This is a genomic window from Microbacterium sp. SYP-A9085 (assembly GCF_009649635.1).
Taxonomy (GTDB): Bacteria; Actinomycetota; Actinomycetes; order Actinomycetales; family Microbacteriaceae; genus Microbacterium.
Window position 1 is genome coordinate 249,849 of the sequence record NZ_WJII01000003.1, and the last position, 24,984, is coordinate 274,832.

At 69.7% G+C, this 24,984-nt stretch carries 18 protein-coding genes and 1 tRNA gene; 6 read left to right on the forward strand and 13 right to left on the reverse strand.

What is annotated here, in order from left to right:
• Positions 1–155: 155 nt before the first annotated feature.
• On the reverse strand, positions 156–1,190 hold the full coding sequence (locus GH740_RS08975; RefSeq protein WP_153745750.1) for a TadA family conjugal transfer-associated ATPase: 1,035 nt from the start codon (positions 1,188–1,190) through the stop codon (positions 156–158).
• A 418-nt stretch (positions 1,191–1,608) separates the two neighbouring features.
• Between GH740_RS08975 and acs the strand changes: the two genes are divergently transcribed.
• Positions 1,609–3,576 carry an acetate--CoA ligase gene (acs, locus tag GH740_RS08980; protein ID WP_153745751.1) on the forward strand — a complete coding sequence of 656 codons (1,968 nt, stop codon included), beginning with the start codon at positions 1,609–1,611 and terminating at the stop codon, positions 3,574–3,576.
• A gap of 242 nt (positions 3,577–3,818) precedes the next feature.
• On the opposite strand, the gene GH740_RS08985 is transcribed toward acs, so the two are convergent.
• Positions 3,819–4,280 (reverse strand): RidA family protein, encoded by a 462-nt coding sequence (locus tag GH740_RS08985; protein ID WP_153745752.1) that lies wholly within the window; start codon positions 4,278–4,280, stop codon positions 3,819–3,821.
• Position 4,281: 1 nt separating this feature from the next.
• The gene (locus GH740_RS08990; RefSeq protein WP_153745819.1) at positions 4,282–4,497 is read right to left on the reverse strand and encodes a hypothetical protein; all 216 of its coding nucleotides are present in this window, start codon (positions 4,495–4,497) and stop codon (positions 4,282–4,284) included.
• A 98-nt stretch (positions 4,498–4,595) separates the two neighbouring features.
• On the opposite strand from GH740_RS08990, the gene GH740_RS08995 reads away from it, so the two are divergent.
• The 5 genes from GH740_RS08995 to GH740_RS09015 all read left to right on the forward strand — a co-directional run bounded on the left by GH740_RS08995 (position 4,596) and on the right by GH740_RS09015 (position 11,547).
• Complete coding sequence (locus tag GH740_RS08995; protein ID WP_153745753.1) at positions 4,596–7,226, forward strand: transglycosylase domain-containing protein; 2,631 nt, start codon at positions 4,596–4,598, stop codon at positions 7,224–7,226.
• Entirely contained in the window at positions 7,223–8,155 is a 933-nt protein-coding gene (locus tag GH740_RS09000) for a metallophosphoesterase (protein ID WP_153745754.1), read from the forward strand. Before GH740_RS08995 ends, GH740_RS09000 begins: the two co-directional genes overlap by 4 nt.
• 98 nt (positions 8,156–8,253) lie before the next feature.
• Entirely contained in the window at positions 8,254–10,602 is a 2,349-nt protein-coding gene (locus GH740_RS14220; RefSeq protein WP_153745755.1) for a transglycosylase domain-containing protein, read from the forward strand.
• 64 nt (positions 10,603–10,666) lie between these two features.
• Positions 10,667–10,740, forward strand: a tRNA-Pro gene (locus GH740_RS09010).
• Between the two features lie 51 nt (positions 10,741–10,791).
• Complete coding sequence (locus GH740_RS09015; RefSeq protein WP_153745756.1) at positions 10,792–11,547, forward strand: HAD-IIB family hydrolase; 756 nt, start codon at positions 10,792–10,794, stop codon at positions 11,545–11,547.
• Positions 11,548–11,653: 106 nt separating this feature from the next.
• On the opposite strand, the gene GH740_RS09020 is transcribed toward GH740_RS09015, so the two are convergent.
• The 10 genes from GH740_RS09020 to GH740_RS09065 form a co-directional block, all read right to left on the reverse strand.
• Complete coding sequence (locus tag GH740_RS09020) at positions 11,654–12,913, reverse strand: alpha-hydroxy acid oxidase (protein ID WP_153745757.1); 1,260 nt, start codon at positions 12,911–12,913, stop codon at positions 11,654–11,656.
• Positions 12,913–13,674, reverse strand: coding sequence for a FadR/GntR family transcriptional regulator (locus GH740_RS09025; protein ID WP_367641235.1), 762 nt, complete (start codon positions 13,672–13,674; stop codon positions 12,913–12,915). Before GH740_RS09025 ends, GH740_RS09020 begins: the two co-directional genes overlap by 1 nt.
• 179 nt (positions 13,675–13,853) lie before the next feature.
• Positions 13,854–14,489, reverse strand: a complete 636-nt coding sequence (locus GH740_RS09030; protein ID WP_367641237.1) for a thymidine kinase — start codon at positions 14,487–14,489, stop codon at positions 13,854–13,856.
• Between the two features lie 20 nt (positions 14,490–14,509).
• On the reverse strand, positions 14,510–15,970 hold the full coding sequence (mqo, locus tag GH740_RS09035) for a malate dehydrogenase (quinone) (protein ID WP_367641239.1): 1,461 nt from the start codon (positions 15,968–15,970) through the stop codon (positions 14,510–14,512).
• 53 nt (positions 15,971–16,023) lie between these two features.
• Complete coding sequence (locus GH740_RS09040) at positions 16,024–17,091, reverse strand: aspartate-semialdehyde dehydrogenase (protein ID WP_153745759.1); 1,068 nt, start codon at positions 17,089–17,091, stop codon at positions 16,024–16,026.
• Between the two features lie 133 nt (positions 17,092–17,224).
• Positions 17,225–18,526, reverse strand: a complete 1,302-nt coding sequence (locus tag GH740_RS09045) for an aspartate kinase (protein ID WP_367641241.1) — start codon at positions 18,524–18,526, stop codon at positions 17,225–17,227.
• Between the two features lie 92 nt (positions 18,527–18,618).
• A complete protein-coding gene (locus GH740_RS09050; protein ID WP_153745760.1) occupies positions 18,619–19,602 on the reverse strand; it encodes a DMT family transporter in 984 nt (327 codons plus the stop codon).
• Positions 19,603–19,612: 10 nt separating this feature from the next.
• The gene (gene recR / locus GH740_RS09055) at positions 19,613–20,206 is read right to left on the reverse strand and encodes a recombination mediator RecR (protein WP_153745761.1); all 594 of its coding nucleotides are present in this window, start codon (positions 20,204–20,206) and stop codon (positions 19,613–19,615) included.
• A gap of 3 nt (positions 20,207–20,209) precedes the next feature.
• Positions 20,210–22,360 (reverse strand): DNA polymerase III subunit gamma and tau, encoded by a 2,151-nt coding sequence (locus tag GH740_RS09060; RefSeq protein ID WP_367641244.1) that lies wholly within the window; start codon positions 22,358–22,360, stop codon positions 20,210–20,212.
• 83 nt (positions 22,361–22,443) lie between these two features.
• Entirely contained in the window at positions 22,444–24,978 is a 2,535-nt protein-coding gene (locus GH740_RS09065; RefSeq protein ID WP_153745762.1) for a glycoside hydrolase family 65 protein, read from the reverse strand.
• Between the last annotated feature and the right edge of the window lie 6 nt (positions 24,979–24,984).

Here is a 24,984-nt window from a genome sequence, read left to right on the forward strand (position 1 = left end):
CGCGGCCGGCTTCGGCGTCGGTCGGCGCCATGGTGTCCGGATCCGCGGCGCCGGTGCAGCGACTCGGCCAGCCCGCGTGCGCGACACGGCGGTCGCGCCGCAACGGCCCCGCCTCCCGAGCAGCCCTGTCGGGTGCCGGGCGGCCCGCACCCGGATCACCACGGCTGCGTCTCCATCGCGAGGCGCCCCTTGCGCACGACCGGCCGGCCGATCGCGGCGACGCGGCGGCGACCGGCCGCGTCGCGGTCGAGGTGCACGACCCAGCCGATGGCGCTGGCAACCTGGCGGGCGAGGGCCCGGTCGCCAAGCCCCGCCAGCGCCCCCAGCGCCTCCAGGCGAGCGGGCACGTCGTCGAGCCCGTTCGCGTGAAGGGTTCCGGCGCCCCCGTCGTGCCCGGTGTTCAGGGCACCGAGCAACTCCCGCACCTCCTCGCCGCGGCACTCCCCCACGACCAGCCGGTCCGGTCGCATGCGCAGCGCCTCGCGCACGAGCCGCGCCAGCCCGATGCCCCCGGCGCCCTCGAGGTTCGCCTGCCGCGCCTCCAGCGCCACATGGTGGGGGTGGTCGATCTGCAGCTCCGCGACATCCTCGATCGTGACGATCCGCTCGGCCACCGGCACGCACGACAACAGGGCACCCAACAGCGTCGTCTTCCCGGTTCCCGCCGCTCCCGTGATCAGGACGTTCTCGCGCGCGGCGACGAGCTCCTCGAGTCGGGCGCGGGCCGCGGCATCCAGTGCCCCCGCCTCCTGCAGCCCGTCAAGGCCGAACGCGTGGGCGCGCGGGATGCGGACCGAGATCATCGTGCCGTCCCGGGCGACCGGCGGGAGCACGGCGTGCACCCGGATGTCGCCCTCCAGCCGGACATCCACGCACGGCGACGCGTCGTCGAGGTGCCGCCCCCCAGCGCCGATAAGTGCGACCGCGAGCGCTCGGACGTCGGCCTCGCCGGCACGCCACTGCGGCACGCGCTCGGCGCCGCGACCGCGGTCCACGAAAAGGCCGCCGCCGCCGTTGACGAACAGGTCCGTGACGGCGGGGTCGTCCAGGTGCGTGGCGAGCGGCGTGAGGGCGGGATGCCGTGGCCGCTCACGCACGACACGCGTCGGCGCGACCGCGGCCCCGGCGTGCGGGGCGGGCGCGACGGCGGCGGCCCCGACGCGGGGGCGGACGACGAACGGCTCAGGCATGTCCCGAATCTAGGGACGCCGGGGCCTCGCCGGGGGCCCGGGGCGACACCCGTGGACAATGCGAGCGCTGTCGCCGGCTGGGGAGGAACCGTCGTGGGAAAAGAGGGGCGGCATCCCATGGGGGGAATGGGATGCCGCCACACGCAGCACCGCAATCGGGGGTGGTCGGGTGCCGCAATGCCAGAATCGAATGTTCGGCCGATCCCGAGCATACGCACGTTCCGACGGGCGGACAAACAGGACACCGCCGGAATCGTGATATATCGAATGACGATTTCCTCATCCGGAGAATCGCGTGCGCGGCATCCCGTGGCCACCCACTATCGGAGGTAGTGGGGGTCAGACGCCCGGAGTAGATTGACCCCGGCCGGGGGCCGTTACCCGCCCGCGTGCACCGACCACCGCAAAGGAGCGCACAATGAGCAGTCAGATCGATCACCTCCTCGACGAGGGCCGGCGATTCGCGCCGTCCCCAGCGTTCGCGGCGCAGGCCAACGGCACCTCCGACCTGTACAAGCGCGCGGCCGCGGACCGCGAGGAGTTCTGGGCCGATCAGGCCCGCGATCTGCTGCACTGGCACACTCCGTTCACGCAGACCCTCGACTGGTCGAACCCGCCGTTCGCAAAGTGGTTCGACGACGGGCAGCTGTCGGTCGCGTACAACTGCCTCGACCGGCACGTCGAAGCCGGCAACGGCGACCGGGTGGCGATCCTGTTCGAAGGCGAATCGGGGGACGAGCGCCGCATCACCTATGCCGAGCTGACGGCGGAGGTGAAGAAGGCCGCCAACATGCTGGAGAGTCTCGGCATCGGCCACGGCGACCGCGTCGCCATCTACCTGCCGATGATCCCCGAGGCGGCCATCGCGATGCTCGCCTGCGCCCGGGTGGGCGCCATCCACTCCGTGGTGTTCGGCGGGTTCTCCGCCGACAGTCTGCGCTCCCGGGTCGATGACGCAGCGGCCCGCCTCGTGATCACGGCGGACGGCGGCTATCGCAAGGGCAGAGTGTCACCGCTGAAGCCGGCCGTCGACATGGCCCTGGCCGACCGCGGCACCGGCCCGCAGGAGACGGTGGAGCACGTTGTGGTCGTCAAGCGCGGCGGCAACGACATCGACTGGACCGAGGGCCGCGACCTGTGGTGGCACGACATGCTCGAGCAGGCCGACGCCGAGCACGAGGCGCAGCCGTTCCCCGCCGAGAACCCGCTGTACATCCTGTACACCTCGGGCACCACCGGAAAACCCAAGGGCGTCGTGCACACGTCGGGCGGATATCTCACCCAGGCCGTGTTCACGAACAAGTACGTCCTCGACATCCACCCCGACTCGGACGTGTTCTGGTGCACGGCGGACATCGGCTGGGTGACCGGGCACACGTACGTCGTGTACGGGCCGCTCGCGCTCGGCGCGACACAGGTGATGTACGAGGGAACGCCGGACACGCCGCATCCGGGCCGCTGGTGGGAGCTCATCCAGAAGTACGGGGTGTCGATCCTCTACACGGCGCCGACGGCGATCCGCTCGTTCATGAAGCAGGGCCGGCAGATCCCGCAGCAGTTCGACCTGTCCAGCATCCGGCTGCTGGGCTCGGTGGGCGAGCCGATCAACCCGGAGGCGTGGATCTGGTACCGCGACATCATCGGCGGCGGCGAGGCGCCGATCGTGGACACGTGGTGGCAGACCGAGACCGGCGCGGCGATGATCGCGGCGCTGCCCGGCGTGACCGACGCCAAGCCCGGGGCCGCGCAAGTGCCGCTGCCGGGCATCTCGGTGGATGTCGTGGACGAGACCGGCCACCAGGTGCCCAACGGCAAGGGCGGCCTGCTCGTGCTGACCGAGCCGTGGCCGGCCATGCTCCGCGGTGTGTGGGGCGATCCGGAGCGGTTCAAGGAGACGTACTGGGAGAAGTTCGCCGACCAGGGCTATTACTTCGCCGGCGACGGCGCACGCAAGGACGAGGACAGCGAGATTTGGCTCCTCGGCCGGGTGGACGACGTGATGAACGTGTCCGGCCACCGCCTGTCGACCACCGAGATCGAGTCCGCGCTCGTGGCGCACGAGTCCACCGCGGAGGCCGCGGTCGTGGGCGCGAAGGACGACACGACCGGCGAGGCCGTGGTGGCGTTCGTGATCATCAAGGAGAGCTACCTGTCCGCGCACTCCCCTGAGGGGCTCGCCGGCACCCTGCGGCAGTGGGTGAGCCAGCAGATCGGGGCCATCGCCCGCCCGCGCGACATCTACATCGTCAGCGAGTTGCCCAAGACGCGGTCCGGGAAGATCATGCGCCGCCTGCTGCGGGATGTCGCGGACGGCCGCGAGGTCGGCGATACCACGACGCTGGCCGACACCGCCGTGATGAGCATCATCTCCGCGCAGGTGAAGTAGCCCGCCCGAGCAGCGCATCGAAGGGCCGGCCCGCGATTCGGGCCGGCCCTTCGCGCTCAGCCTTCCGCGAGGCATCCCCTAACTCCGCGAGACATCCCCTAAGTCCGCGAGGCATCCCGTAAATCCGCGAGGCATCTTCCAAGTTCCCGAGGTTCCATCGCCGAGTTCGGGGATGCCTCGGAGAGTTAAGGGCTGCCTCGCGAAGTTCGGGGCTGCCTCGCGGGGATGCGCGAAACGCGGGGTCAGCGGGCGAAGGAGAAGATGACCTCGACCTCGACGGGGGAATCCAGGGGAAGCACGGGGGCGGCCACGGCCGAGCGGGCGTGACGTCCGGCCTCGCCGAACACGTCGCCGAGCAGTTCGCTGGCGCCGTTGATCACGCCGGGCTGTCCGGTGAAGTCCGGGGTGGATGCCACGAACCCGACGACCTTCACGACACCGGTGAGCCGGTCCACCCCGCCGACGGCGGCGGCCGCCGCGGCGATGGCATTGAGCGCCGACTGGCGCGCATACGCCTTGGCGTCCTCCGCGACCACCTCGGCACCCACTTTGCCGATCGCCGGGAGCGCACCCTCGACCATCGGGAGCTGGCCCGCCGTGTAGACGAGGTCGCCGTGCACGACGGCAGGGACGTACGCGGCCACCGGCGGGACGACCGCGGGAAGGGTGATGCCAAGCTCGGCGAGCCGCTGCGAGACGGTCATCTCAGTTCCCCTCGAACTGGCGGGCCGCCTCGGCCGCGGCATCCAGCCCCACGTTCGCGGATCCGCCGCCGGTCGGACGCTTGAGGTACGCGACGAGACCGCCTTCGGGCCCCTGCACCACCTGCACGAGCTCCCAGCCCTGCTTGCCCCAGTTGTTCAGGATGGCCGCGGTGTTGTGGATCACCAGCGGTGTGGTGAGGTACTCCCAGGTGGTCATCGCGGGTTCGGCTCCTTGGTCTGCGGGGGCGAGCGTCATGCCGGTCTCCGGGGCGGTGCCTGGAGGCTTCATCCAGCAATCTCCTTTACGATCACCCTATGCCCCACTCGAAACGCACGGCCACGGGTGTGGCCGGCGGTCTGCTGGGCCTGGTCGGCCTGAGTGCCGTCGCCGGTGTCCTGGTCACCGCGACGATCACCCCCGCGGTCGCCGTGACCAGTGCCGCCGCGACCAGCGCTATCGACATGTTCAACAACCTGCCGAGCGTGCTCACGATCGACAAGCTGATCCTGCCGTCGACGATCTACGCGAAGAACGACAAGGGCAAGAACGTCATCATGGCGACGTACTACGACCAGAACAGGTCGCCGGTGAAGTTCGACCAGATAGCGCCGGTGATGTACGACGCGCTGCTGTCCAGCGAGGACCCCCGCTACTACGAGCATGGGGGCATCGACCTGATCGGAACGACCCGCGCGATCCTGTCCAATGTGAAGGGCGGCGCGCAGACGCAGGGCGGCTCGTCGATCAGCCAGCAGTACGTGAAGAACGTGCTCGTGCAGCAGTGCGACTGGGATGCGAAGACCGACAAGGAATTGAACGATTGCTGGGTGAAGGCGACCGACTCCCACGGCGCCGACGGCTACCAGCGCAAGCTGCAGGAGATGCGGTACGCGATAGCACTCGAACAGCGCTACTCGAAGAACGACATCCTGCTCGGGTACCTGAACATCGCGAACTTCGGGGGCACCACGTACGGGATCGACGCCGCAGCGATGCGGTATTTCGGCGTGCGTGCCAGCAAGCTGAATCTGTCCCAGGCGGCGACGCTGACCGGCATGGTGCAGAACCCGAACATCTATCGGATCGACTTGCCCAACGGCACGACGACCAACAGCAAGGGCGAGGGCGTCAACTCGAAGAAGGACGGCTACTCGCTGACGAAGAAGCGCCAGGAGTACGTCCTGGACCGCATGCTGGCCGACGGGAAGATCACCCAGAAGCAGCATGACGAGGCGTACAAGGCGCCGATCGTTCCGAAGATCACGAGGGTCCTGACGGGATGCGCCGCGAGTTCCGCCCCGTACTTCTGCCAGTACGTGACCGCCACCGTCCTCAACGACCCCGCGTTCGGAAAGACGGCGGAGGATCGTCAGCAGCTGCTGAAGAAGGGCGGACTGAGGATCTACACGACCCTGGACCCCAAGGTCCAGAAGGCCGCGCAGGACGCGCAGGACAAGTATGTCCCGACCTATGTCGACGGCAAGGACCGTGACGGGACCAAGTGGGAGTTCGGTTCCACCTCGGTGAGCGTCGAGGCCTCAACCGGCCGCGTGCTGGCCATCGCACAGAACACGGACTTCACGCCCGGCGCGGCGACGAAGAAGGGCGAGACATCCGTCGTCTACGCGGGAAGCAAGCAGATCGGCGGTTCCGGCGGGTTCCAGGCCGGATCGACGTTCAAGCTGTTCACCCTGCTGGACTGGCTCGAGCAGGGCAAGTCACTGAACCAGATCGTCGACGGCCGCAACAAACCCCGATCGACGTGGAAGGACTCCTGCGTCCCCGGGGGCGTGTGGACGGCGACCGACAACATGCACAACTTCGACAAGGTGCGCGGCTACTTCGGCACGCCGACGAACTTCACGAAGGTGTCGCTGAACACCGGCTTCATGGGCATGGCCAGCGAGCTCGACCTGTGCGACATCGGCAAGGTGGCACACAGGCTCGGCGTGACCGTCGGCAACGGAAAGCCGATCCCGTTGACGACCACGACGCCCGCTCCGTCCGAGATCATCGGCATCGACAACGTTTCACCGATGGCGATGGCCGGCGCGTACGCCACCGTGGTGAACAAGGGTGTGTTCTGCCAGCCGCGGGTGATCGACAAGGTCACCGACTCGGACGGCCAGGAGATGAAGCTGCCCGAGCGCACGTGCAAGCAGGTGCTCGACCCGAAGGTTGCGGCAACCGCTGCGTTCGCGTTGAAGGGGCCCCTGCAGCCGGGCGGCTCCGGACAGGGCGGCAACCCGTGGGACGGCACCGCGTTGATCGGCAAGACCGGTACCAACGAGGAGTTCCAGACCTGGTTGATCACCTCGAACACGAAGGTGACCACCGCCAACCTGGTCGGCAGCGCCAAGGGACATATCGATCTGTTCCACAACTACGGGAAGGGGAACCGGCTCGCCGACATCCGATTCGTCCTGGGCCGCACCATCCAGGGCGCTATCGACCGGATCTACCCGGGCGGTGCCTTCCCCGCACCTGACTCGAACCTCACTCGTCAGGTGCTCGTGGACCTGCCCAGCGTCATCGGACTGTCCGTCGAGGATGCGACGCAGACGCTCGAGAGGGCCGGCTTCGAGGTGACGGTCGGTGACCCCGTGGACTCCGACCAGCCGAAGGGCATCGTCGCCGCCCAGGATCCTGGGGCCGGGCGGATCGCCGGCGGCACGAACGTGACGATCAACCCCAGCACGGGCAAGGGCATCGCGGTGCCGGACGTGACGGGCGAGAAGCCCGACGCGGCCGTCGCGGCGATCCGCGGCGCCGGGTTCGGCAACGTCGACACGAAGTGCACGCAGCGTGACGACGCCGATGGCACGGTGACCGGGACCGACCCGTCGGCCGGGACGGTGGCCGGTCCGAACACGAAGGTCACCGTCATGTACGCGGCACCGGACTGCGGCAAGCCTGGGAAGCCCGGCGGCAAGGCTGGCGGTTGAGCGATCGCGCTGCCGTGACCCGCACCGCCCTCACCGTGCTCGGCGCAGTGGGGGCGGTCGGTCTCGGCGCGGCGGTGTGGGGCATCGGCGTCGAAAGGCACCTGTACACGGTGCGCCGGCACGAGCTGCGCATCCTGCCCGACGGTGCGGCGCCGGTCCGCGTGCTGCACCTGTCCGACGCGCATATGGCGCCGTGGCAGCACCGCAAGCAGCGGTGGATAGCGTCTCTCGCGGCGCTGCGGCCGGATGTCATCGTGAACACCGGCGACAATCTGGGGCACCGGGCGGGACTGGCGGGCATACGGCGGGCGTTCGCGCCGTTCCGCGGCATCCCGGGCCTGTTCGTGCACGGATCGAACGACCACGTCTCACCCACGCCGCGCAACCCGTTCTTGTACCTGATGGGCCCGTCCCGTCACGTCGCCGAGGGTGAGCCGCTGGATGCCACGGCGCTGGACCGGTTCCTTTCGGACGAGCTCGGGTGGGCCGATTTGAACAACGCCGCGGCGTCGATCGAGGTCGGCGGGCTGCGGCTCGATGCATTCGGCGTCAGCGACGCGCACCGCGCGTGGGACCGGCTCGACGTCCTGCCCGATGCCATCGCCGCACTCGGCGACGGCGCCGATCTCACGTGGGGCGTCACGCATGCGCCGTACCGCCGCGTGCTCGACGAGTTCGTCGACCTCGGCGCGGAAGCCCTGTTCGCCGGGCACACGCACGGCGGCCAGGTGCGCATTCCCTTCTCACCGAGCGCACTCGTCGCGAACTGCGACATCCCGCTCGACCAGGCTCGGGGCCTCAGCTCCTGGACCCATGACGGCCGCACCGTGCCGCTGAACGTCAGTGCAGGCATCGGCCACTCGATCTACGCGCCGGTGCGCTTCGCGTGCCGGCCCGAGGCATCCCTCATCACGCTGCTGCCGCGATAGCACGCCCTGCCGCGGTGACCCGGTCGGGCTCCGTATCATCCCGTTGGATATCTGGCAACGCCCATCTCGCATCCAGGGTGCTGTCATAGCGTCACAATGTGCGGGGAGCGCTGGAGTGGGACGGAAAACGGCATCTGGGCGGCGTGCTCGGCGGCCTGGTCGGGCTCGTGGCGCTCAGCGGCATCGCCGGTCTGCTGATCACCGCCGCCGTCACGCCGACCGTCGCGATCACGAGCATGGCCGCCGCGGGTGCGATTGACGGGTTCGACAATCTGCCCAGCGAACTGCAGATAAACGCGCTGCAGCTTCCGACGACGATCTACGCGAAGAATCCCTCCACCGGCAAGCAGGAGCCGATCACCCGGTTCTACGACCAGAACCGGGTGCCCGTGAAGTGGACGCAGATAGCGCCGGTGATGTATGACGCGATCATCTCCAGCGAGGATCCGCGCTTCTATGACGAGGGCGGCATCGACCTGGTGGGCACGACGCGTGCGGTCCTGTCCAACGTCCAGGGTCGCAGCACGGTGCAGGGCGGGTCGACGATCAGCCAGCAGTACGTGAAGAACGTGCTCGTGCAGGACTGCTACGGATCCGTCGACGACCAGAGCCTTCCGCAGGATGAGAAGGATGCCGCGATCCAGGCGTGCTACAACGAGGCCACGAACACCGACGGGCCGGCTGGGTACGCGCGCAAGCTGCAGGAGATGCGCTACGCGATAGCCCTGTCGCAGAAGTACTCGAAGGACGAGGTCCTGCTCGGGTATCTGAACATCGCGAACTTCGGCGGCGTGACGTACGGCATCGAGGCGGCGTCGGAGTACTACTTCGGCGTGCACGCCGCCGCGCTGAACCTCTCCCAGGCCGCGACGCTGGCCGGCATGGTGCAGAATCCGAACACCTATCGCATCGACCTCCCCAACAACGCGGCCAATGGCACCGCCAATCACTTCGCCCTGACCAAGCAGCGACAGGAGTATGTCCTGGGGAGGATGCGGGATGCCGGCAAGATCACAGCCGCGCAGTACAGCGACGCGATGAAGGCACCGATCACGCCCAAGATCACCGCCCCCAAGACCGGGTGCGCGAAGACGACCGTCCCGTACTTCTGCGAGTACGTGATCTCCATCGTGCAGAGCGACCCAGCGTTCGGAAAGACGGCGCCGGATCGTGAGCACGCGCTGCGGCAGGGCGGGTTGAAGGTGTACACGACCCTCGATCCGCGGCTGCAGAAGGTCGCGCAGGCAACGGTGGCGAAGTACGCGCCGTCGCGATGGCCGAGCTACGGCTACGGGTCGACGATCGTTAACATCCAGCCCTCCACCGGCAACATCCTCTCGATCGCGCAGAACACCCACTTCACCACGACCCCGTCCGCCCGCTACTCCGGCCTCACGAGCATCGTGTACGCCGGCGACCACGTTCAGGGCACGTCCGGCTTCGAGGCGGGATCGTCGTTCAAGCTGTTCACCCTGCTGGCCTGGCTGCAGGCCGGGCATTCGCTCAACGAGGTCATCAACGGGAACCTCCGCGTCATCCCGCACATCACGAACTCGTGCCAGGGCGACTGGACGAACCAGGACAACACCATCATCCAGAACTTCCGGCACGAGCCGGGCTACTACGGCACCCCGATGCAGTTCACCGCGCAGTCACTGAACTCGGGATATCTCGCCATGGCGAGCCAGCTCGACCTGTGCACGGTGATGAAGAATGCCACGAAACTCGGCGTGACGCGCGCCAAGGACGACAAGCCCGTCCAGATGACCGATCTTTTCTCGGTGCTCGGCTCGAACTCGGTGTCGCCGATAGCGATGGCGGGCGCGTACGCGGCGATTGCCAACCACGGGAAGTTCTGTCAGCCGCGCGTGATAGCGCGGGTGACGGATGCCGCAGGCCATGATCTGCCGGTGCCCAAGCGCACCTGCACCCAGGCGATCGACCCGGGCATCGCCGCCACCGCGGCGTACGCGCTCCAAGGGGTCCTTCGCCCCGGCGGGACCGCGGCGGTCGCGAACCCGTACGACGGCACTCCGCTGTTCGGGAAGACGGGCACGCACAACGGGGAGCAGACGTGGCTGATCACCTCGAGCACGGCGATGACCTCCGTCGTCTGGTCGGGCATCACCGACAACCACGCCGACCCGGACCTCGACCTGTACAAGGCGTACTACCGCGGCATCGATCTCGCCGAGATCCGCTACCCGATGTCCGAGCGCATCCAGCGCGCCGCCGACGAGTACTACCCCGGCGGGCCGCTGCCGCAGCCCGAGGCGAGGCTGATGATCTACACCGGCCACTACCCCAGCTACAGCCACCACACCACGAAGAGCGACAAGAAGAAGCACTCCTCGCCGGCGCCGACGGCCACCGCGAGCCCCGCCCCGCCACCACCGACGCGGCCCTCGCCCACGCCGCCGTCGAAGCCGCCGCGCAAGGGTCACTGACCCGATCGCCGCCGCGCGCGTTCGGAGCAGGTCGTCGGATCGGGTAGACTCGAACAGTTGCCACCGGGGTGTGGCGCAGCTTGGTAGCGCGCTTCGTTCGGGACGAAGAGGCCGCAGGTTCAAATCCTGTCACCCCGACATCTACAAGGGCTCCACTGCGGTGGAGCCCTTGCCGGTGAAAGGACCACGATGCCGACACCCCGCCTGGTTGCGTTCGATCTGGACGACACGCTCGCCCCGTCGAAGAGCCCGATCGACCCGCGCATCGGCGAGCTGCTGATAGCGCTCGCGGAGCGCGTGGTGGTCGCGATCATCTCCGGCGGACAGCTCGCCCAGTTCACCGCGCAGGTGGTGGATCGGCTGCCGGATGCCGCTCCCGCCGTGCGCGAGCACATCCACCTGCTGCCCACCTGCGGGACGCAGTACTACCGGCTCACCGGCGACGGCGTGCACACCGTGTACGCGCACGCGCTCAGCGACGACGAGAAGACGCGCGCGCTGACGGCCGTCGAGCAGCAGGCCCGCCGGCTCGGATTCTGGGAGTCCGACACGTGGGGCGACATCCTCGAGGACCGCGGTTCGCAGATCACGTTCTCCGCGCTCGGGCAGCGGGCGCCGCTGCACGCGAAGAGCGCCTGGGACCCCACGGGCGAGAAGAAGAACACGCTGCGCGCGGCGGTGGCCGAGCTCATCCCCGACCTCGAGGTGCGCTCGGGCGGATCCACGAGCGTCGACATCACGCATCGCGGCATCGACAAGGCATACGGCATGCGGCAGCTCGCCGAGCAGACCGGCATCCCGCTGGACGACATGCTGTTCGTGGGCGACCGGCTCGACCCGGACGGCAACGACTACCCGGTGCTGGCGCTCGGGGTGCGCTGCCATGCCGTGACCGGGTGGGAGGACACCGCCGCGTTCCTCGAGGAGCTCATCCCGACGCTGTAGCGGCGGGCTCTGCTCGGGCCGCATCGTTCCGCGAGCGGAGGGGATGCCGCCCGGCGGAGGGCATGGGAGCGTACACACGCCCTCCCCTCGGCGGGAAGCCCTCGTCTCAGCGTCTCGCGGATGCTCCGGCGGGAGCGGCCACCGGCGCCAGCCGGGTGAGCTGCGTGACGTGCTTCGGCGCGAGCTCCGCCAGCGACGAGACGCCCAGCAGCTTCATGGTGCGCTCGATCTCGCCGCGCAGGATAGCTATCGTGCGGTCCACGCCCTGCCGGCCGCCGGCCATCAGCCCGTACAGGTACGCGCGGCCCACGAGCGTGAACTTCGCGCCCAGGGCGATGGATGCCACGATGTCGGCGCCGTTCATGATTCCCGTGTCGACGATGACCGTGGCATCCTTGCCCACCTCGCGCACGACCTCGGGCAGCAGCCGGAACGGGATCGGCGCCCGATCCAGCTGGCGCCCGCCGTGGTTGGACAGCACGATGCCGTCGACCCCCTGGTCGATCAGCCGCTTGGCGTCCTCGACGTTCTGCACGCCCTTGACGACGATCTTTCCAGGCCACATGCCGCGGATCACGTCGAGGTCGTCGTACGAGATCGTCGGGTCCATCGCGGCATCCAGCAGCTCCCCCACGGTGCCGCCGGTGGTCGACAGCGACGCGAACTCGAGCTTCGGCGTCGTGAGGAAGTCGAACCACCACCACGGCCGCGGGATCGCGTTCAGGATCGTGCCCAGGGTCAGCTGCGGCGGGATCGAGAAGCCGTTGCGCTTGTCGCGCAGCCGCGCTCCGGCGACGGGGGTGTCCACCGTGAAGAACAGCGTGTCGAAGCCCGCGGCGGCCGCGCGGCGGGTCAGGCCGTATGAGATCTCGCGGTCGCGCATGACGTACAGCTGGAACCAGTTGCGCCCGCCGGGGTTGGCCGTGCGGACGTCCTCGATCGAGGTGGTGCCGAGCGTTGAGAGCGTGAACGGGATGCCGGCGGCCCCCGCCGCACCGGCGCCGGCCGTCTCGCCCTCGGTCTGCATGAGCCGCGTGAACCCGGTGGGCGCTATCCCGAACGGCAGGGCGGAGCGCCCGCCGAGGATCTCGCACGACATGTCCACGGACGGCGCCGGCCGCAGGATGTCGGGGTGGAACTCGACATCCTCGAACGCCTGGCGGGCACGGGCGATCGACAGCTCGCCCTCGGCGGCGCCGTCGGTGTAGTCGAATGCGGCCTTCGGGGTGCGGCGCTTCGCTATCGTGCGGAGGTCCTGGATGGTGAGGGCGGCCGCAAGCCGGCGCCTCCGCCCGTTCAGCTCGGGCGTGCGGAACTTCATCAGTTCGAAGACATCCGCGGGCTTCGGCAGCTGCCTGGTGACCATCAGCGGTCCTTTCCGTCGTGCGTGAGTCCGGCGTGCGCGTAGTAGCCGGTGATGTGGTCGGCGACCAGCCGCCGCGCCCGCGCGGGGTCGCCGAGCTCGAGGGCGGCGACGATCTCCCGGTGCTGAACGCGCAGGCGCGCGACGGTGTCGTCCCAGTCCGCGATGCGGGCGGCGCCGGCGAGCACATACGACTCGATGCCCTCGCGCAGGCCCGTCATCATCGCCGCGACGACGGTGTTGCCGGATGCCTCCGCCAGCGCGAGGTGGAACTGGGCATCGAGCGCGAGGAACTCCGCCGCGGTGAGGCCGGGTGCGTCCATCGCGTCGAGCGCGACGCGCGCGGGCGCGAGCGGCTCGGCCGCGGCATCCCGCTCTCCGGGGGCGCGACGCTCGGCGGCGATCCGCGCGGCGAGACCCTCGGCCACGGCCGTCTCCAGGATCAGCCGGGTGCGCACGACGTCGTCGATGGGGAAGCCCTGCGCGGCCACCTGGAGGCGCAGCAGCGCCGACATCCCGCCGCGCGGGGTCGCTATCACGATGGCCCCGGCGGTCGGTCCGGAGCCGGTCGCCGTGCGGATGAGCCCGAGGACGTCGAGGACCCGCAGCGCCTCGCGGACGCTGGACCGGCCGACGCCGAGGGTGGAGGCGAGTTCGCGTTCGGGGGGCAGGTGGTCGCCGGGCGTGAGGATTCCGTCCAGCAGATCCGTCTCGATGCGATCGAGCACGACGCGCCATGCGCGCGCCGGCGCGGCTTCGGTCACGCGCACCTCCTCTGTGGTCTGACCACAGTACCGCCGTGCGGCCCGACCACGCAAGAGCGCGCGGCAGCGACACGACGCCCGCGCCGCACCCGCGAAATGCCGTCCCTTCCTGCCGCATCACCGGCGCGAAGCGACACGACGGGACGGCGATTCGCCGGGCCCGCCCCCGGCCGCGGCGCTCAGCCGAGGCGGCCGCCGGACTCGCGCAAGTAGCACTCCGCGCACATCGACTCGTACGTGACGCGCTCGGCGCTGAGCTCATCGATGGCGACTTGGTCGCCCTCGAACACGAACCGGCCGCCGACGAGCCGCGCGTTGAACAGCGCCTTGCTCCCGCAGCGGCAGATGGTCTTCAGCTCCTCGAGGCTGTGGGCGAGCTCCATGAGCCGCCGCGACCCGGGGAACGCCTGCGTCTGGAAGTCGGTGCGGATGCCGTAGGCCAGCACCGGCACGCCGTCCAGCACCACTATCCGCAGCAGATCGTCCACCTGCTCCCGGGTGAGGAATTGCGCCTCGTCCACGAGCAGGCATGCGACGTCGCCGGATGCCGCCGGGATCAGCGCTCCGGCATCCCCGCGCACTCTCGCGCGATGCTCCGCGAACACCGCCCGCAGATCGTCGTCGGGGCGCACCAGGAAGTCCACCGGGCGCGTCATCCCGAGCCGGCTCGAGATGCTGCCGGCGTCCTTCGTGTCGATCTCGGGCTTGGCCAGGAGTACCCGCTGCCCGCGCTCCTCGTAGTTGTACGCGGCCTGAAGCAGAGCGGTGGACTTCCCCGAGTTCATCGCCCCGTAGCGGAAGTAGAGTTTGGCCACGAGCCGAGTCTACGGTCCGCTCAGTGCGTCAACTGCAGGTCCTGAGCCGTCTGCGCCATGGTCTGCTCGGCCAGCTGCGGCTGCGGGTTCAGCTGCTCTCCGTATGTCGGGATGAGGGTCTTCAGCGTCGGCTCCCACGCCGGGAACTGCTCCGGGAAGCACGTCTTCATGAGGTTCAGCATGATCGGCACGGCGGTAGATGCCCCCGGCGACGCCCCGAGGAGCCCTGCGATCGTGCCGTCGGCTCCGGAGACCACCTCGGTGCCGAACTTGAGCTGTCCCTCGTGCATCACCTGGGCCCGCTGGCCGGCCTGCAGCAGCTTCCAGTCCTCGTCCTCGGCCGACGGCATGAGCTCGCGCAGATCGTTCACCTTGCGGTGGTGGTTCTTCAGCAGTTCGCTGACCAGATACCGGATGAGGTCGAGGTTCGTGACCGCAACCTTGAGCATGCTGAACAGGTTCGAGAAGCGCACCTGTGTGACGATGTCCCACATCGACCCGTTCTTCAGGAACTTCGGGCTGAACGTGGCGAACGGCCCGAACAGCACGGAGGCCTCGCCGTCCACAACCCGGGTGTCCAGGTGCGGCACCGACATCGGCGGCGCGCCCACGGTGGCCTTCGAATAGACCTTGGCGTGGTGGAGGGCGACGATCTTGGGGTCGGATGTCATCAGCCACTGTCCGCCGATGGGGAAGCATCCGTAGCCCTTGATCTCGGGGATCCCGGAGCGCTGCAGGAGCTTCAGCGCCCAGCCGCCGGCGCCCACGAACACGAATCGCGCCTTGATCTGGCCGGGCATCCGGCCGATGGTGCGACGGTACTTCACCAGCCAGGTGCCGTCCTTCTGGCGCTTCAGCGACCGCACCTCGGTGTCCGTGCGGACATCCAGCCCATCGGAGCGCAGGTGCGCGAACAGCTGCCGGGTCAGCGAGCCGAAATCGACATCCGTCCCCCCGGACACGCGGGTCGCGGCGAACGGCGCGTCGGCCTTCAGCCGTTGCTTCATCAGCAGCGGCGCCCAGGAGTGGATGACGCGCGAGTCCTCGCTGTACTGCATGTCTGCGAACAGCGGCTGCTCCTTGAGCAGCTCGTAGCGCCTCTTCAGGAACGCGACGTTCTTCTCGCCGCGCACGAACGTCATGTGCGGCGTGGGGTTGATGAACGTCTCGGGCTCGCTGAGGATGCCGCGGTCGACGAGGGTCGACCAGAACTGGCGGGACAGCTGGAACTGCTCGTTGATCGAGATGGCCTTCGAGATGTCCACGGTGCCGTCGGCGGACTGCGGCGTGTAGTTCAGCTCGCAGAGGGCAGCGTGGCCGGTGCCGGCGTTGTTGAAAGCGTTCGAGCTCTCCTGGGCGACGTCGGAGAGTCGTTCGATCGCGGTGATCTTCCAGTCCGGCTGCAGTTCGTGGAGGAAGGCACCCAGGGTGGCACTCATGATGCCCCCACCGATAAGGACGACGTCGACGGTTTCAGTCACAATCCCTCAGTCTAGTTCGCCGGGTGAAACGGGCCGTCCACAGGGGACGCCGCTCAGACGGCCGCGGAGAGCCGCGCGGCGACGACCTCGGCGATCTGGACCGCGTTCAGCGCGGCGCCCTTGCGGAGGTTGTCGTTGCTGACGAAAAGCACGAGACCGCGGCCCTCGGGAGCGGACTGGTCGGCGCGGATCCGTCCGACGAAGCTCGGATCCTTGCCGACGGCGTGCAGCGGCGTGGGGACCTCGTCGAGCACGACGCCCGGCGCCGCGGCGAGCACCTCGCGGGCACGGTCGGGGGTCAGCTCCCGCGCGAACTCGACGTGGATCGACAGCGAGTGGCCGGTGAACACCGGCACACGCACACACGTGCCCGCGACCCGGAGCTCGGGCAGTTCGAGGATCTTGCGGCTCTCGTTGCGCAGCTTCTTCTCTTCGTCGGTCTCGTTGTCGCCGTCGTCGACGATGCTGCCGGCGAGCGGGATGACGTCGAACGCGATCGGGGCGACGTACTTCTCCGGCTGCGGGAAGTCGACCGCTCCCCCGTCATGGACCAGGCCGATGGCATTCTGACCGACGGCCGCCGTCGCCTGTTCCAGCAGCTCCTGCGCGCCGGCCAAGCCGGAACCGGACACCGCCTGGTACGTGCTGACGATGAGACGCTGAAGGCCCGCCGCGGCATCCAAGGGCTTGAGGACGGGCATCACAGCCATCGTGGTGCAGTTCGGGTTGGCGATGATGCCCTTGTGCGCCTGCTCGATGGCGTCAGGGTTGACCTCGCTGACCACGAGCGGCACGTCCGGATCCATCCGCCAGGCGCTGGAGTTGTCGATCACGACCGCGCCGGCCGCGGCGAAGCGCGGGGCGTGCGCGCGGCTGCCGGTGGCGCCGGCGGAGAACAGTGCTATGTCGATGCCGGCCGGGTCGGCGTCGGCGATGTCTTCGACGATGACGCTGTGGCCGGCGAAATCGACGGTCGTGCCGGCCGAGCGTGCGGTCGCGAACAGCCGCAGCTCGCGGACCGGGAACGCGCGCTCGGTGAGGATCTCGCGCATCACGGTACCGACCTGTCCGGTCGCGCCGACGACGGCGACGTTCAGTCCTGCTTCAGAGATACGGGTCATTGTGGTGTCCTCGAGGTGCGGGCGCGCCCATCCTGCGAAGCGCACGAGGCGGTTCGGGATGCGGCGTCGCAGGGTTTCGCTGAGTCTACCCGCGCGGCCTGCGCCACACCGCCAGATTGCGGGGGTTCGCGGGTCAGCGGCCGGTGCCGGCGTAGACGGTGGCGTCCACCTCGCCGTCGAGGCCGAACGCCGTGTGCACCGCGCGCGCCGCCTCGCCGAGATCGTCGCCGCGCAGCACCACCGAGATCCGGATCTCGGATGTCGAGATCATCTCGATGTTGATGCCGGCCGCGCTCAGCGCCTCGAACAGCGTCGCCGAGACGCCGGAGTTCGTGCGCATGCCCGCCCCGACCACGGAGAGCTTGCCGATCTGGTCGTCGTGCACGAGGCTCTCGAAGCCGACGTCGGACTGGTGGGCCGCGAGCGCCCGCAGCGCTGTCGCGGCGTCGGCCTTGGGCAGCGTGAACGAGATGTCGGTGCGGCCGGTGGCGGCCGCCGAGATGTTCTGCACGATCATGTCGACGTTCGCGCCGGAGCGCGCGACGATCTTGAAGATCTCCGCCGCCTTGCCGGGAACGTCCGGCACGCCCAGGACGGTGATCTTCGCCTGGCTGAGGTCGGTGGCGACCCCCGCGACGACGGGCTCTTCCATATGGTCCCCCTTGAGCTGCGGGAAGGCGGCGGAAAGCTCGGCGCGGCGGCTCTCGTCCACGACGAGAGTGCCTTCCGCGGAGCTGAATGTGGAACGCGCATGGATCACGACGCCGTGCCGGCGGGCGTATTCCACGGCGCGGATATACAGGACCTTTGCGCCATTCGCGGCGAGCTCGAGCATCTCCTCGCTGGAGATCACGTCGAGCTTGCGGGCCTTCGGCACCACGCGGGGATCGGCCGTGAAGACGCCGTCGACGTCGCTGTAGATCTCGCAGACGTCGGCATCCAGGGCCGCCGCCAGTGCGACGGCAGTGGTGTCCGACCCGCCGCGGCCGAGCGTGGTGATGTCGCGGGTGTCGCGGTTGAAGCCCTGGAACCCGGCGACGATCACTATCGCGCCCTCGTCCAGCGCCTCGCGCAACCGCACGGGCGTGACGTCGACGATGCGGGCGGCGCCGTGCCGGGCGTCGGTGATCATCCCGGCCTGGCTGCCGGTGAACGAGCGGGCCTCGAACCCCATCGAGTGAATGGCCATCGCCAGCAGCGCCATCGAGATGCGCTCCCCGGACGAGAGCAGCATGTCGAGCTCGCGCGGGGCGGGGATTGGGGCGACCTCGGAAGCAAGTTCCAGCAGCTCGTCGGTCGTGTCGCCCATCGCGCTGACAGCCACGACGACGTCGTTGCCGGCGCGGCGGTTGTCGACGATGCGCTTCGCGACCCGCTTGATGCCCTCGGCGTCGGCGACCGACGATCCGCCGTACTTCTGGACGATCAGCGCCACGTTCGAACTCCCGCGCTCTGGACTGCGGCGCGGATGCCGCGCCTGGCATCCATCTTACGGATCCGCCGATGCGGGCCCGGCCATGTGACGCGTCAGGCCCGCCGGTCGCCAGTGTCCGTGGATGTCTTCGTGGATGGGACCGCGAGATCGGCCGCCTCGACGACGGCTCCCGGCACGACCTCCGCGGGGGCGGCGCGACCACGGCGCCGTATCCATCCGCCGGTGGCCGCCACCCAGCAACCCACCAGCACGAGAGGGAATCCCAGCAGCAGCCACGGGGTGAGCTGCTCGCTGAGGATGACGGTGCCCAGCGCTATCGCCACGACCGGGTTCACGTACGTGAACAGGGGCGCAGTCACCGGGCCGACCTCCGCGATCAGCGCGAAGAACGCGATGAACGCTATGGCGGTGCACAGCACGGCGAGCGCGGCCAGGGACACCGTGCTGCGCAGCGTCGGCAGCTCATGCTGGGTGGCCAGCGCGATCGGCAGGTAGACGAGCCCGACCGCGGCCAGGGCCAGCGTGATCGAACCCAGCGAGGGCACGTCGTTGAGCTTCGCCGCCACGATGAACGGCGCTATCGCATACATCACCGCCGTCAGCAGCACCTCGGATACCGCGATGAGAGTGGATGCCGCGTCCGTCACCGCAAGTCCCTGGCCGGCGACGACGACGCCGACGCCGCCGAAGCCGACGAGCAGGCCGACGATCTTCATGACCCCGACAGTGCGATGGCTGCCGATCACGAACCCGATCACGGTTGCCCACAGGGGCACGGTCGCCACGAGCAGGCCGGTCAGTCCCGACGGGACGGTCTGCTCGGCGTGGCTGAGCAGGAAGAACGGGCCGCCCATCTCGATCGCGGCGAACGCCAGCACCCACGGCCACTTCCGCAGCGCCGGCCGGAGCGCCTTCCGGTGCAGGGCGAGCGGCAGCAGAAGCAGAGCACCCACGAGTGTGCGCCCGGATACGACCGCGGCGGGCGAGAACGACGCCACCGCCTCACTGATGAACAGGTACGGCACGCCCCACAGCAGCGCCATCGCGGCGAACAGCCACCAGCCTTTTGCACTCATCCGTGCATTCTCACATCGACCGCCGACCCTCGAACGCGCGCCCGAGCGTGACCTCGTCGGCGTACTCCAGGTCGCCGCCCACGGGGAGCCCGGACGCCAGGCGCGTCACGGTGATCTTCAGCGTGTGCAGCAGGCGCGACAGATACGTCGCGGTGGCCTCGCCCTCCAGGTTGGGGTTCGTGGCGAGGATCACCTCCTGCACGGTCCCGTCCGCCAGCCGCTGCATCAGCTGCGCGATGCGCAGTTCGTCGGGCCCGATGCCCGCGATCGGGCTGATGGCGCCGCCGAGCACGTGATACAGGCCGCGGAACTCGCGCGTGCGCTCGATGGCGGCGACGTCCTTCGCGTCCTCGACGACGCAGATGAGCGTCTGGTTGCGGCGCGGGTCGCGGCAGATGGCGCAGCGGTCCTGCTCGGAGACGTTGCCGCAGACCTCGCAGAAGCGCACCCGTTCGCGCACTTCGCCGAGCAGCGTCGCGAGGCGGGCGACGTCGAAGCCGGGGGTCTGCAGGATGTGGAACGTGATGCGCTGCGCCGACTTCGGGCCGATGCCGGGCAGGCGGCCGAACTCGTCGATGAGGTCCTGAACGATGCCGTCGTACATGGGCTACTGGAACCTCGTAGGCGACTCGTACGGCTCCTCGCGCACGAACCGTGCACCGAGGATCTGGCGGACGACGGCCTCGCCCACCCGCTCCACGCCGCCGCCCCGGACACTGGACGCGGGCAGCGGGGTGGCGACCACGGGGACGTCGGCGATGTCCAGGTCGGTCTCGTCGGGGTCGTCCTCGTCGGGCGCCGCCGATGTCTGGACATCCCGGGCGGGCAGCACGTCCCCTTCCCGGGGCGGGGCGAGTGTCGCGGTCCGGATGGCGGCGGATGCCGCATCCTCCGGCTCGTCGTCGACGGCCAGCGGCGCGGGCGACTCGTCCGAGGGCGAGCCCTGCGGGATCGCCACGACGGCCCAGTCCGTGACCGGTGCCGCCGGCGGTGCACCGGCGGCCGGCGAGGCGGTACGGGGTGCCGATGCGGGATCTGCGGCGGCGACCTGGGGTGCCGGGTCAGGGGCGGGGTCGGCGTCCGGCGGCGCCGGACCGTCGCCGTGCCCGCCGGCGGGGCCTGCGGGGCCGCCGCCGTGCCGCGCGATGTACTTCACGCGGACGCCGAGCACCGTCTGGATCGCCTGGCGCAGGTCCTCGCTCGGGCCCTTGCCGGCCTGCAGCTTCTTGAACTTCGCGACGTCGGTCGCACTGCCGAAGCTCAGCGTGAGCACGTCACCCGCGAAATCGGCGACCCGGGCGGTCGTCGCGACAAGCCACGACGTGCGGTCGATGCCCTCGAGCATGACGAGGATGTCGGGCCAGGCGTGCTCGATCCGCTCGAGCGTCACGGGACCGGCGGGGGCCCCGCGCGGCTCCGCGGGCGCGGCCGGAGCGGGCGCTTCGTCGTGCGGCTGCGGTCCTCGCTCAGCGACCGGAGCCGGCGCGGCGTCGGGCTGCGGCGTGGCGGTGACGGGCTGCGGCGTGGCTGGCGCGGCGTCGGGCTGCGGCGCGGCGGTGACGGCGGAGGGCTGCGGCGTTGCGGGCGCAGGCGCGGCGGGCGCGGCGGCGGGCTGCGGCATGGCAGGCGCGACAGCGGCGAGGTGCGATTCCGCCGCGGCGCCACGAGCGAGAACGCGCGCGACCATGAGCTCGAGCTGCAGGCGCGGCGAGGTCGCGCCGGTCATCTCGTCGAGGGCCGCCACGACGATGTCCGCGATGCGCGAGAGCCGGTGCGCGCCGAACACGGCGGCCTGGCGCGACATCCGCTCGAGCTCCTCGGCGGGAATGCCGCGCAGCACTGCCGCGGCCCCGTCGCCGGTCGCGGCCACGACGATGAGGTCGCGCAGCCGCTCCAGCAGGTCGTCCACGAAGCGGCGCGGATCCTGGCCGGTCTGCACCACACGGTCGATGGCCGCGAACGCGGCCGCGGCATCCTGGCCCCCGAACGCGTCGACGACCTCGTCCAGCAGCTCCGCGGGGGTGTAGCCGAGCAGCGCGACGGCCCGCGCGTATGTCACGGCGGAGTCCTCGGAGCCGGCGATCAGCTGGTCGAGCACCGACAGGGTGTCGCGCGGCGAGCCGCCGCCGGCGCGCACGACGAGCGGCAGCACGCCCGGCTCGACCCGAACGCCCTCCTGGGCGCACAGCTGCTCGACGTACTCGAGCATCGCCGCCGGCGCGACGAGCCGGAACGGGTAGTGATGCGTGCGCGAGCGGATCGTCCCGATGACCTTTTCGGGTTCGGTCGTCGCGAAGATGAACTTGACGTGATCGGGCGGCTCCTCGACGAGCTTGAGCAGCGCGTTGAACCCCTGCGGCGTGACCATGTGCGCCTCGTCGAGGATGAAGATCTTGAAGCGGTCGCGGGCCGGCGCGAACACGGCCCGCTCGCGCAGGTCGCGGGCATCGTCGACGCCGTTGTGGGATGCCGCGTCGATCTCCACGACATCCAGCGACCCGCCCCCGCCGCGGCCGAGCTCGATGCAGCTGTCGCACGTGCCGCACGGCGTGTCCGTGGGCCCCTGGGCGCAGTTCAGGCACCGCGCGAGGATGCGCGCGGAGGTCGTCTTGCCGCACCCGCGAGGACCCGAGAAGAGATAGGCGTGGCCGACGCGATCACCGCGCAGCGCGGTCATCAGGGGCTCGGTCACCTGCGCCTGCCCGATCATCTCCGCGAACGTCTCGGGCCGGTAGCGGCGATACAGGGCGGTGGTCACGCGTCCAGCCTACGGTGTGGCCACGACGTCGGGCAGCGGCAGGATGCCGTGCCCGTTCGGCGGTCCCGCGAACGCCCGACCCGTCATCCCGGGCCCCGAAGAGCGCCCACCGGGTCGATCACCGGCACCTCCCCGGTGGCGATCACCGGGATCGTCGTGGTGACCGACGTCGGGACGGATGCCGACAGGAGCGTGCCATCCTCACGGCGTTCGCCGATGAGCTCGCGCAGCGTGGGCCGGCCGGCGATGGATGGACCCTGATCTTCGAGGGGCACCGTGACGGAGCCGCCGGGCTCCACCGTGTAGCGGGCGCCCCGTACCGTGAACGAGACCGGTCGCCCCTCCCCCGCCCGCATCGTCATCGCGTCGGAGCGGAGCGTGACCCGCAGCGATGTGCCGTGCCACTGGATCACGTATTCCAGCTCATCCCACGTCGCCGGCAGGCGCGGGTCGAACGCGAGCTCGCCGGTGTGGTCCCGCATCCCGCCGAACCCGGAGACCAGCGCCGTCCACACGCCGCCGGCCGATGCCACATGCACGCCGTCGGCGGCGTTGCGGTGCAGGTCGCCGAGATCGACGAAAAGCGCGTGCTCGAAGTAGTCCAGCGCCAGGTCCTGGTATCCCACCTCGGCCGCGAGGATCGCCTGCACCACGGCCGACAGCGTCGAGTCCCCGGTGGTCAGTGGGTCGTAGTACTCGAAATCGGCGAGCTTCTCCTCGGCGGAGAACTCGTTGCCCTGCAGGAACAGGGCCAGCACGACGTCGGCCTGCTTGAGCACCTGGTAGCGGTAGATCACCAGGGGGTGGAAGTGCAGCAGCAGCGGACGCTGTTCGGGGGGCGTCCGCTCCAGGTCCCACACCTCCTTCTCGAGGAAGACCTCGTCCTGCGGGTGGATGCCCAGCTGCGGACTGTACGGGATGTGCATGCACTCGGCCGCCCGCTCCCACGAGTCCGGCTCGGTGGGATCGAGGTCCAGACGGTCCACCATGCGGCGGTACACGTCACCGTCGAGCGTCGCCATCGCCCGCACCGTCTGCGCGGCGAAGCGGAGGTTGAAGCGCGCCATCACGTTCGTGAAGAGGTTGTCGTTCACGACGGTCGTGTACTCGTCGGGGCCGGTGACGCCGTGGATGTGGAACTCCTCGACGCCGTCGTGCGAGCGCCAGAACCCCAGCGTCGCCCACAGCCGCGCGGTCTCCACCGCGATGTCGACGCCGTCGCGGTACAGGAAGTCCACATCGCCGGTGGCGCGCACGTACTTGGCGAGCGCGTAGCAGACGTCGGCATTGATGTGGTACTGCGCCGTCCCGGCGGCGTAGTACGCGGATGCCTCTTCACCGTTGATGGTCCGCCACGGGTACAGGGCCCCCGCCTCGGTGAGCTGATGAGCGCGGCGACGGGCCGCGGGCAGCATGAGCACCCGCATCCGCAGCGCGTTCAGCGCCCACTGCGGCGTCGTGTACGCGAGGAACGGGAGGACGTAGATCTCGGTGTCCCAGAAGTAGTGCCCCGAGTACCCGGACCCGGTGACCCCCTTCGCGCCGATGCCCTTGCCGTCGGCCCGGGCAGCCGCCTGCGCGAGGTGGAACAGGCACCAGCGCACCGCCTGCTGCAGGTCGTCACGGCCGCCGATGCGCACATCCGAGCGCTCCCAGAACGCGTCCATCCACGCCCGCTGCCGGACGAAGAGGGTCGCGACACCGTCATCCATCGCCCGATCCAGGCTCCGGCGGCAGCGGTCGACGAGCTCGCGCGCGGGAACGCCGGCCGGGGCGGTGTGGTAGCTGACGAGCTTGACGACCTTCACCGGGACGCCGGCCTTCGCCTGCACCCGGAAGATGTTCTTCGCGATGTCCGGCTCGACGAGCGTGCGCATCGTGTACGGGTTCTCGGTCTCGATGATGTGGTCCGCGACGACGGCGAGCGTCATCCCGGACTGGCTGACCCGATAACTCAGGGTCGACCGGTTCTTGTCCTGCCAGTACTCCTGCGGTTGTAGCACCCGTTCCGCGAAGCGTGCGGCGCGGCGCGGGTCGAACCCGGCCCGGCGGGGGGCGATCGGGGTGCCGCCGTAGACGTCCTCGCCGTCCTGGCGGTTCACGATCTGGCAGCTGATGGAGACCGGGGCGTCGGAGTCCAGCACCGTCACCTCGACGCTCATCACCGCGAGGTGGCGCTCGTCGAACGACACCAGCCGCGTGTAGTCGACCTGCACGCTCTTGCCACTGGGGGTGACCCACACCAGGCTCCGGCGCAGCACGCCGTCGCGGAAGTCGAGCTCGCGCTCGTAGTCGCGGATGTCGGCGTCGTCCAGCGTCAGCGGCTCGTCGTCGACGTAGACGCGCATGACCTTCGCGTCGGGCGCGTTGATGATGCTCTGCCCGACCTCGGCGAATCCGTACGCCTGCTCGGCGTGATGGATCGGGAACGTCTCGTGGAACCCGCCGATGAATGTGCCCTGCTCGTGGGCGTGCCGCCCCTCGGGATGGTTCCCGCGCATGCCCAGGTAGCCGTTGCCCACGGCGAACAGGGACTCCGAGACGCCGGCGTCGGCGAGCTCGAAGGTGGTCTCCACCAGACGCCACGGGTCGATGGGGTAGCGGTCGCGATCGATCATGCTGGT

What these genes read in the sequence shown, in the direction of transcription:
- recR (WP_153745761.1), bottom strand. Translation starts at nt 20,206, where the DNA reads ATGTACGACGGCATCGTTCAGGACCTCATCGACGAGTTCGGCCGCCTG.
- GH740_RS08985 (WP_153745752.1), bottom strand. Translation starts at nt 4,280, where the DNA reads ATGACCGTCTCGCAGCGGCTCGCCGAGCTTGGCATCACCCTTCCCGCG.
- GH740_RS09020 (WP_153745757.1), bottom strand. Translation starts at nt 12,913, where the DNA reads ATGGTCACCAGGCAGCTGCCGAAGCCCGCGGATGTCTTCGAACTGATG.
- GH740_RS09040 (WP_153745759.1), bottom strand. Translation starts at nt 17,091, where the DNA reads ATGACCCGTATCTCTGAAGCAGGACTGAACGTCGCCGTCGTCGGCGCG.
- GH740_RS09015 (WP_153745756.1), top strand. Translation starts at nt 10,792, where the DNA reads ATGCCGACACCCCGCCTGGTTGCGTTCGATCTGGACGACACGCTCGCC.
- GH740_RS08995 (WP_153745753.1), top strand. Translation starts at nt 4,596, where the DNA reads ATGCCCCACTCGAAACGCACGGCCACGGGTGTGGCCGGCGGTCTGCTG.
- GH740_RS09065 (WP_153745762.1), bottom strand. Translation starts at nt 24,978, where the DNA reads ATGATCGATCGCGACCGCTACCCCATCGACCCGTGGCGTCTGGTGGAG.
- GH740_RS08975 (WP_153745750.1), bottom strand. Translation starts at nt 1,190, where the DNA reads ATGCCTGAGCCGTTCGTCGTCCGCCCCCGCGTCGGGGCCGCCGCCGTC.
- GH740_RS09050 (WP_153745760.1), bottom strand. Translation starts at nt 19,602, where the DNA reads ATGAGTGCAAAAGGCTGGTGGCTGTTCGCCGCGATGGCGCTGCTGTGG.
- acs (WP_153745751.1), top strand. Translation starts at nt 1,609, where the DNA reads ATGAGCAGTCAGATCGATCACCTCCTCGACGAGGGCCGGCGATTCGCG.
- GH740_RS08990 (WP_153745819.1), bottom strand. Translation starts at nt 4,497, where the DNA reads ATGACCACCTGGGAGTACCTCACCACACCGCTGGTGATCCACAACACC.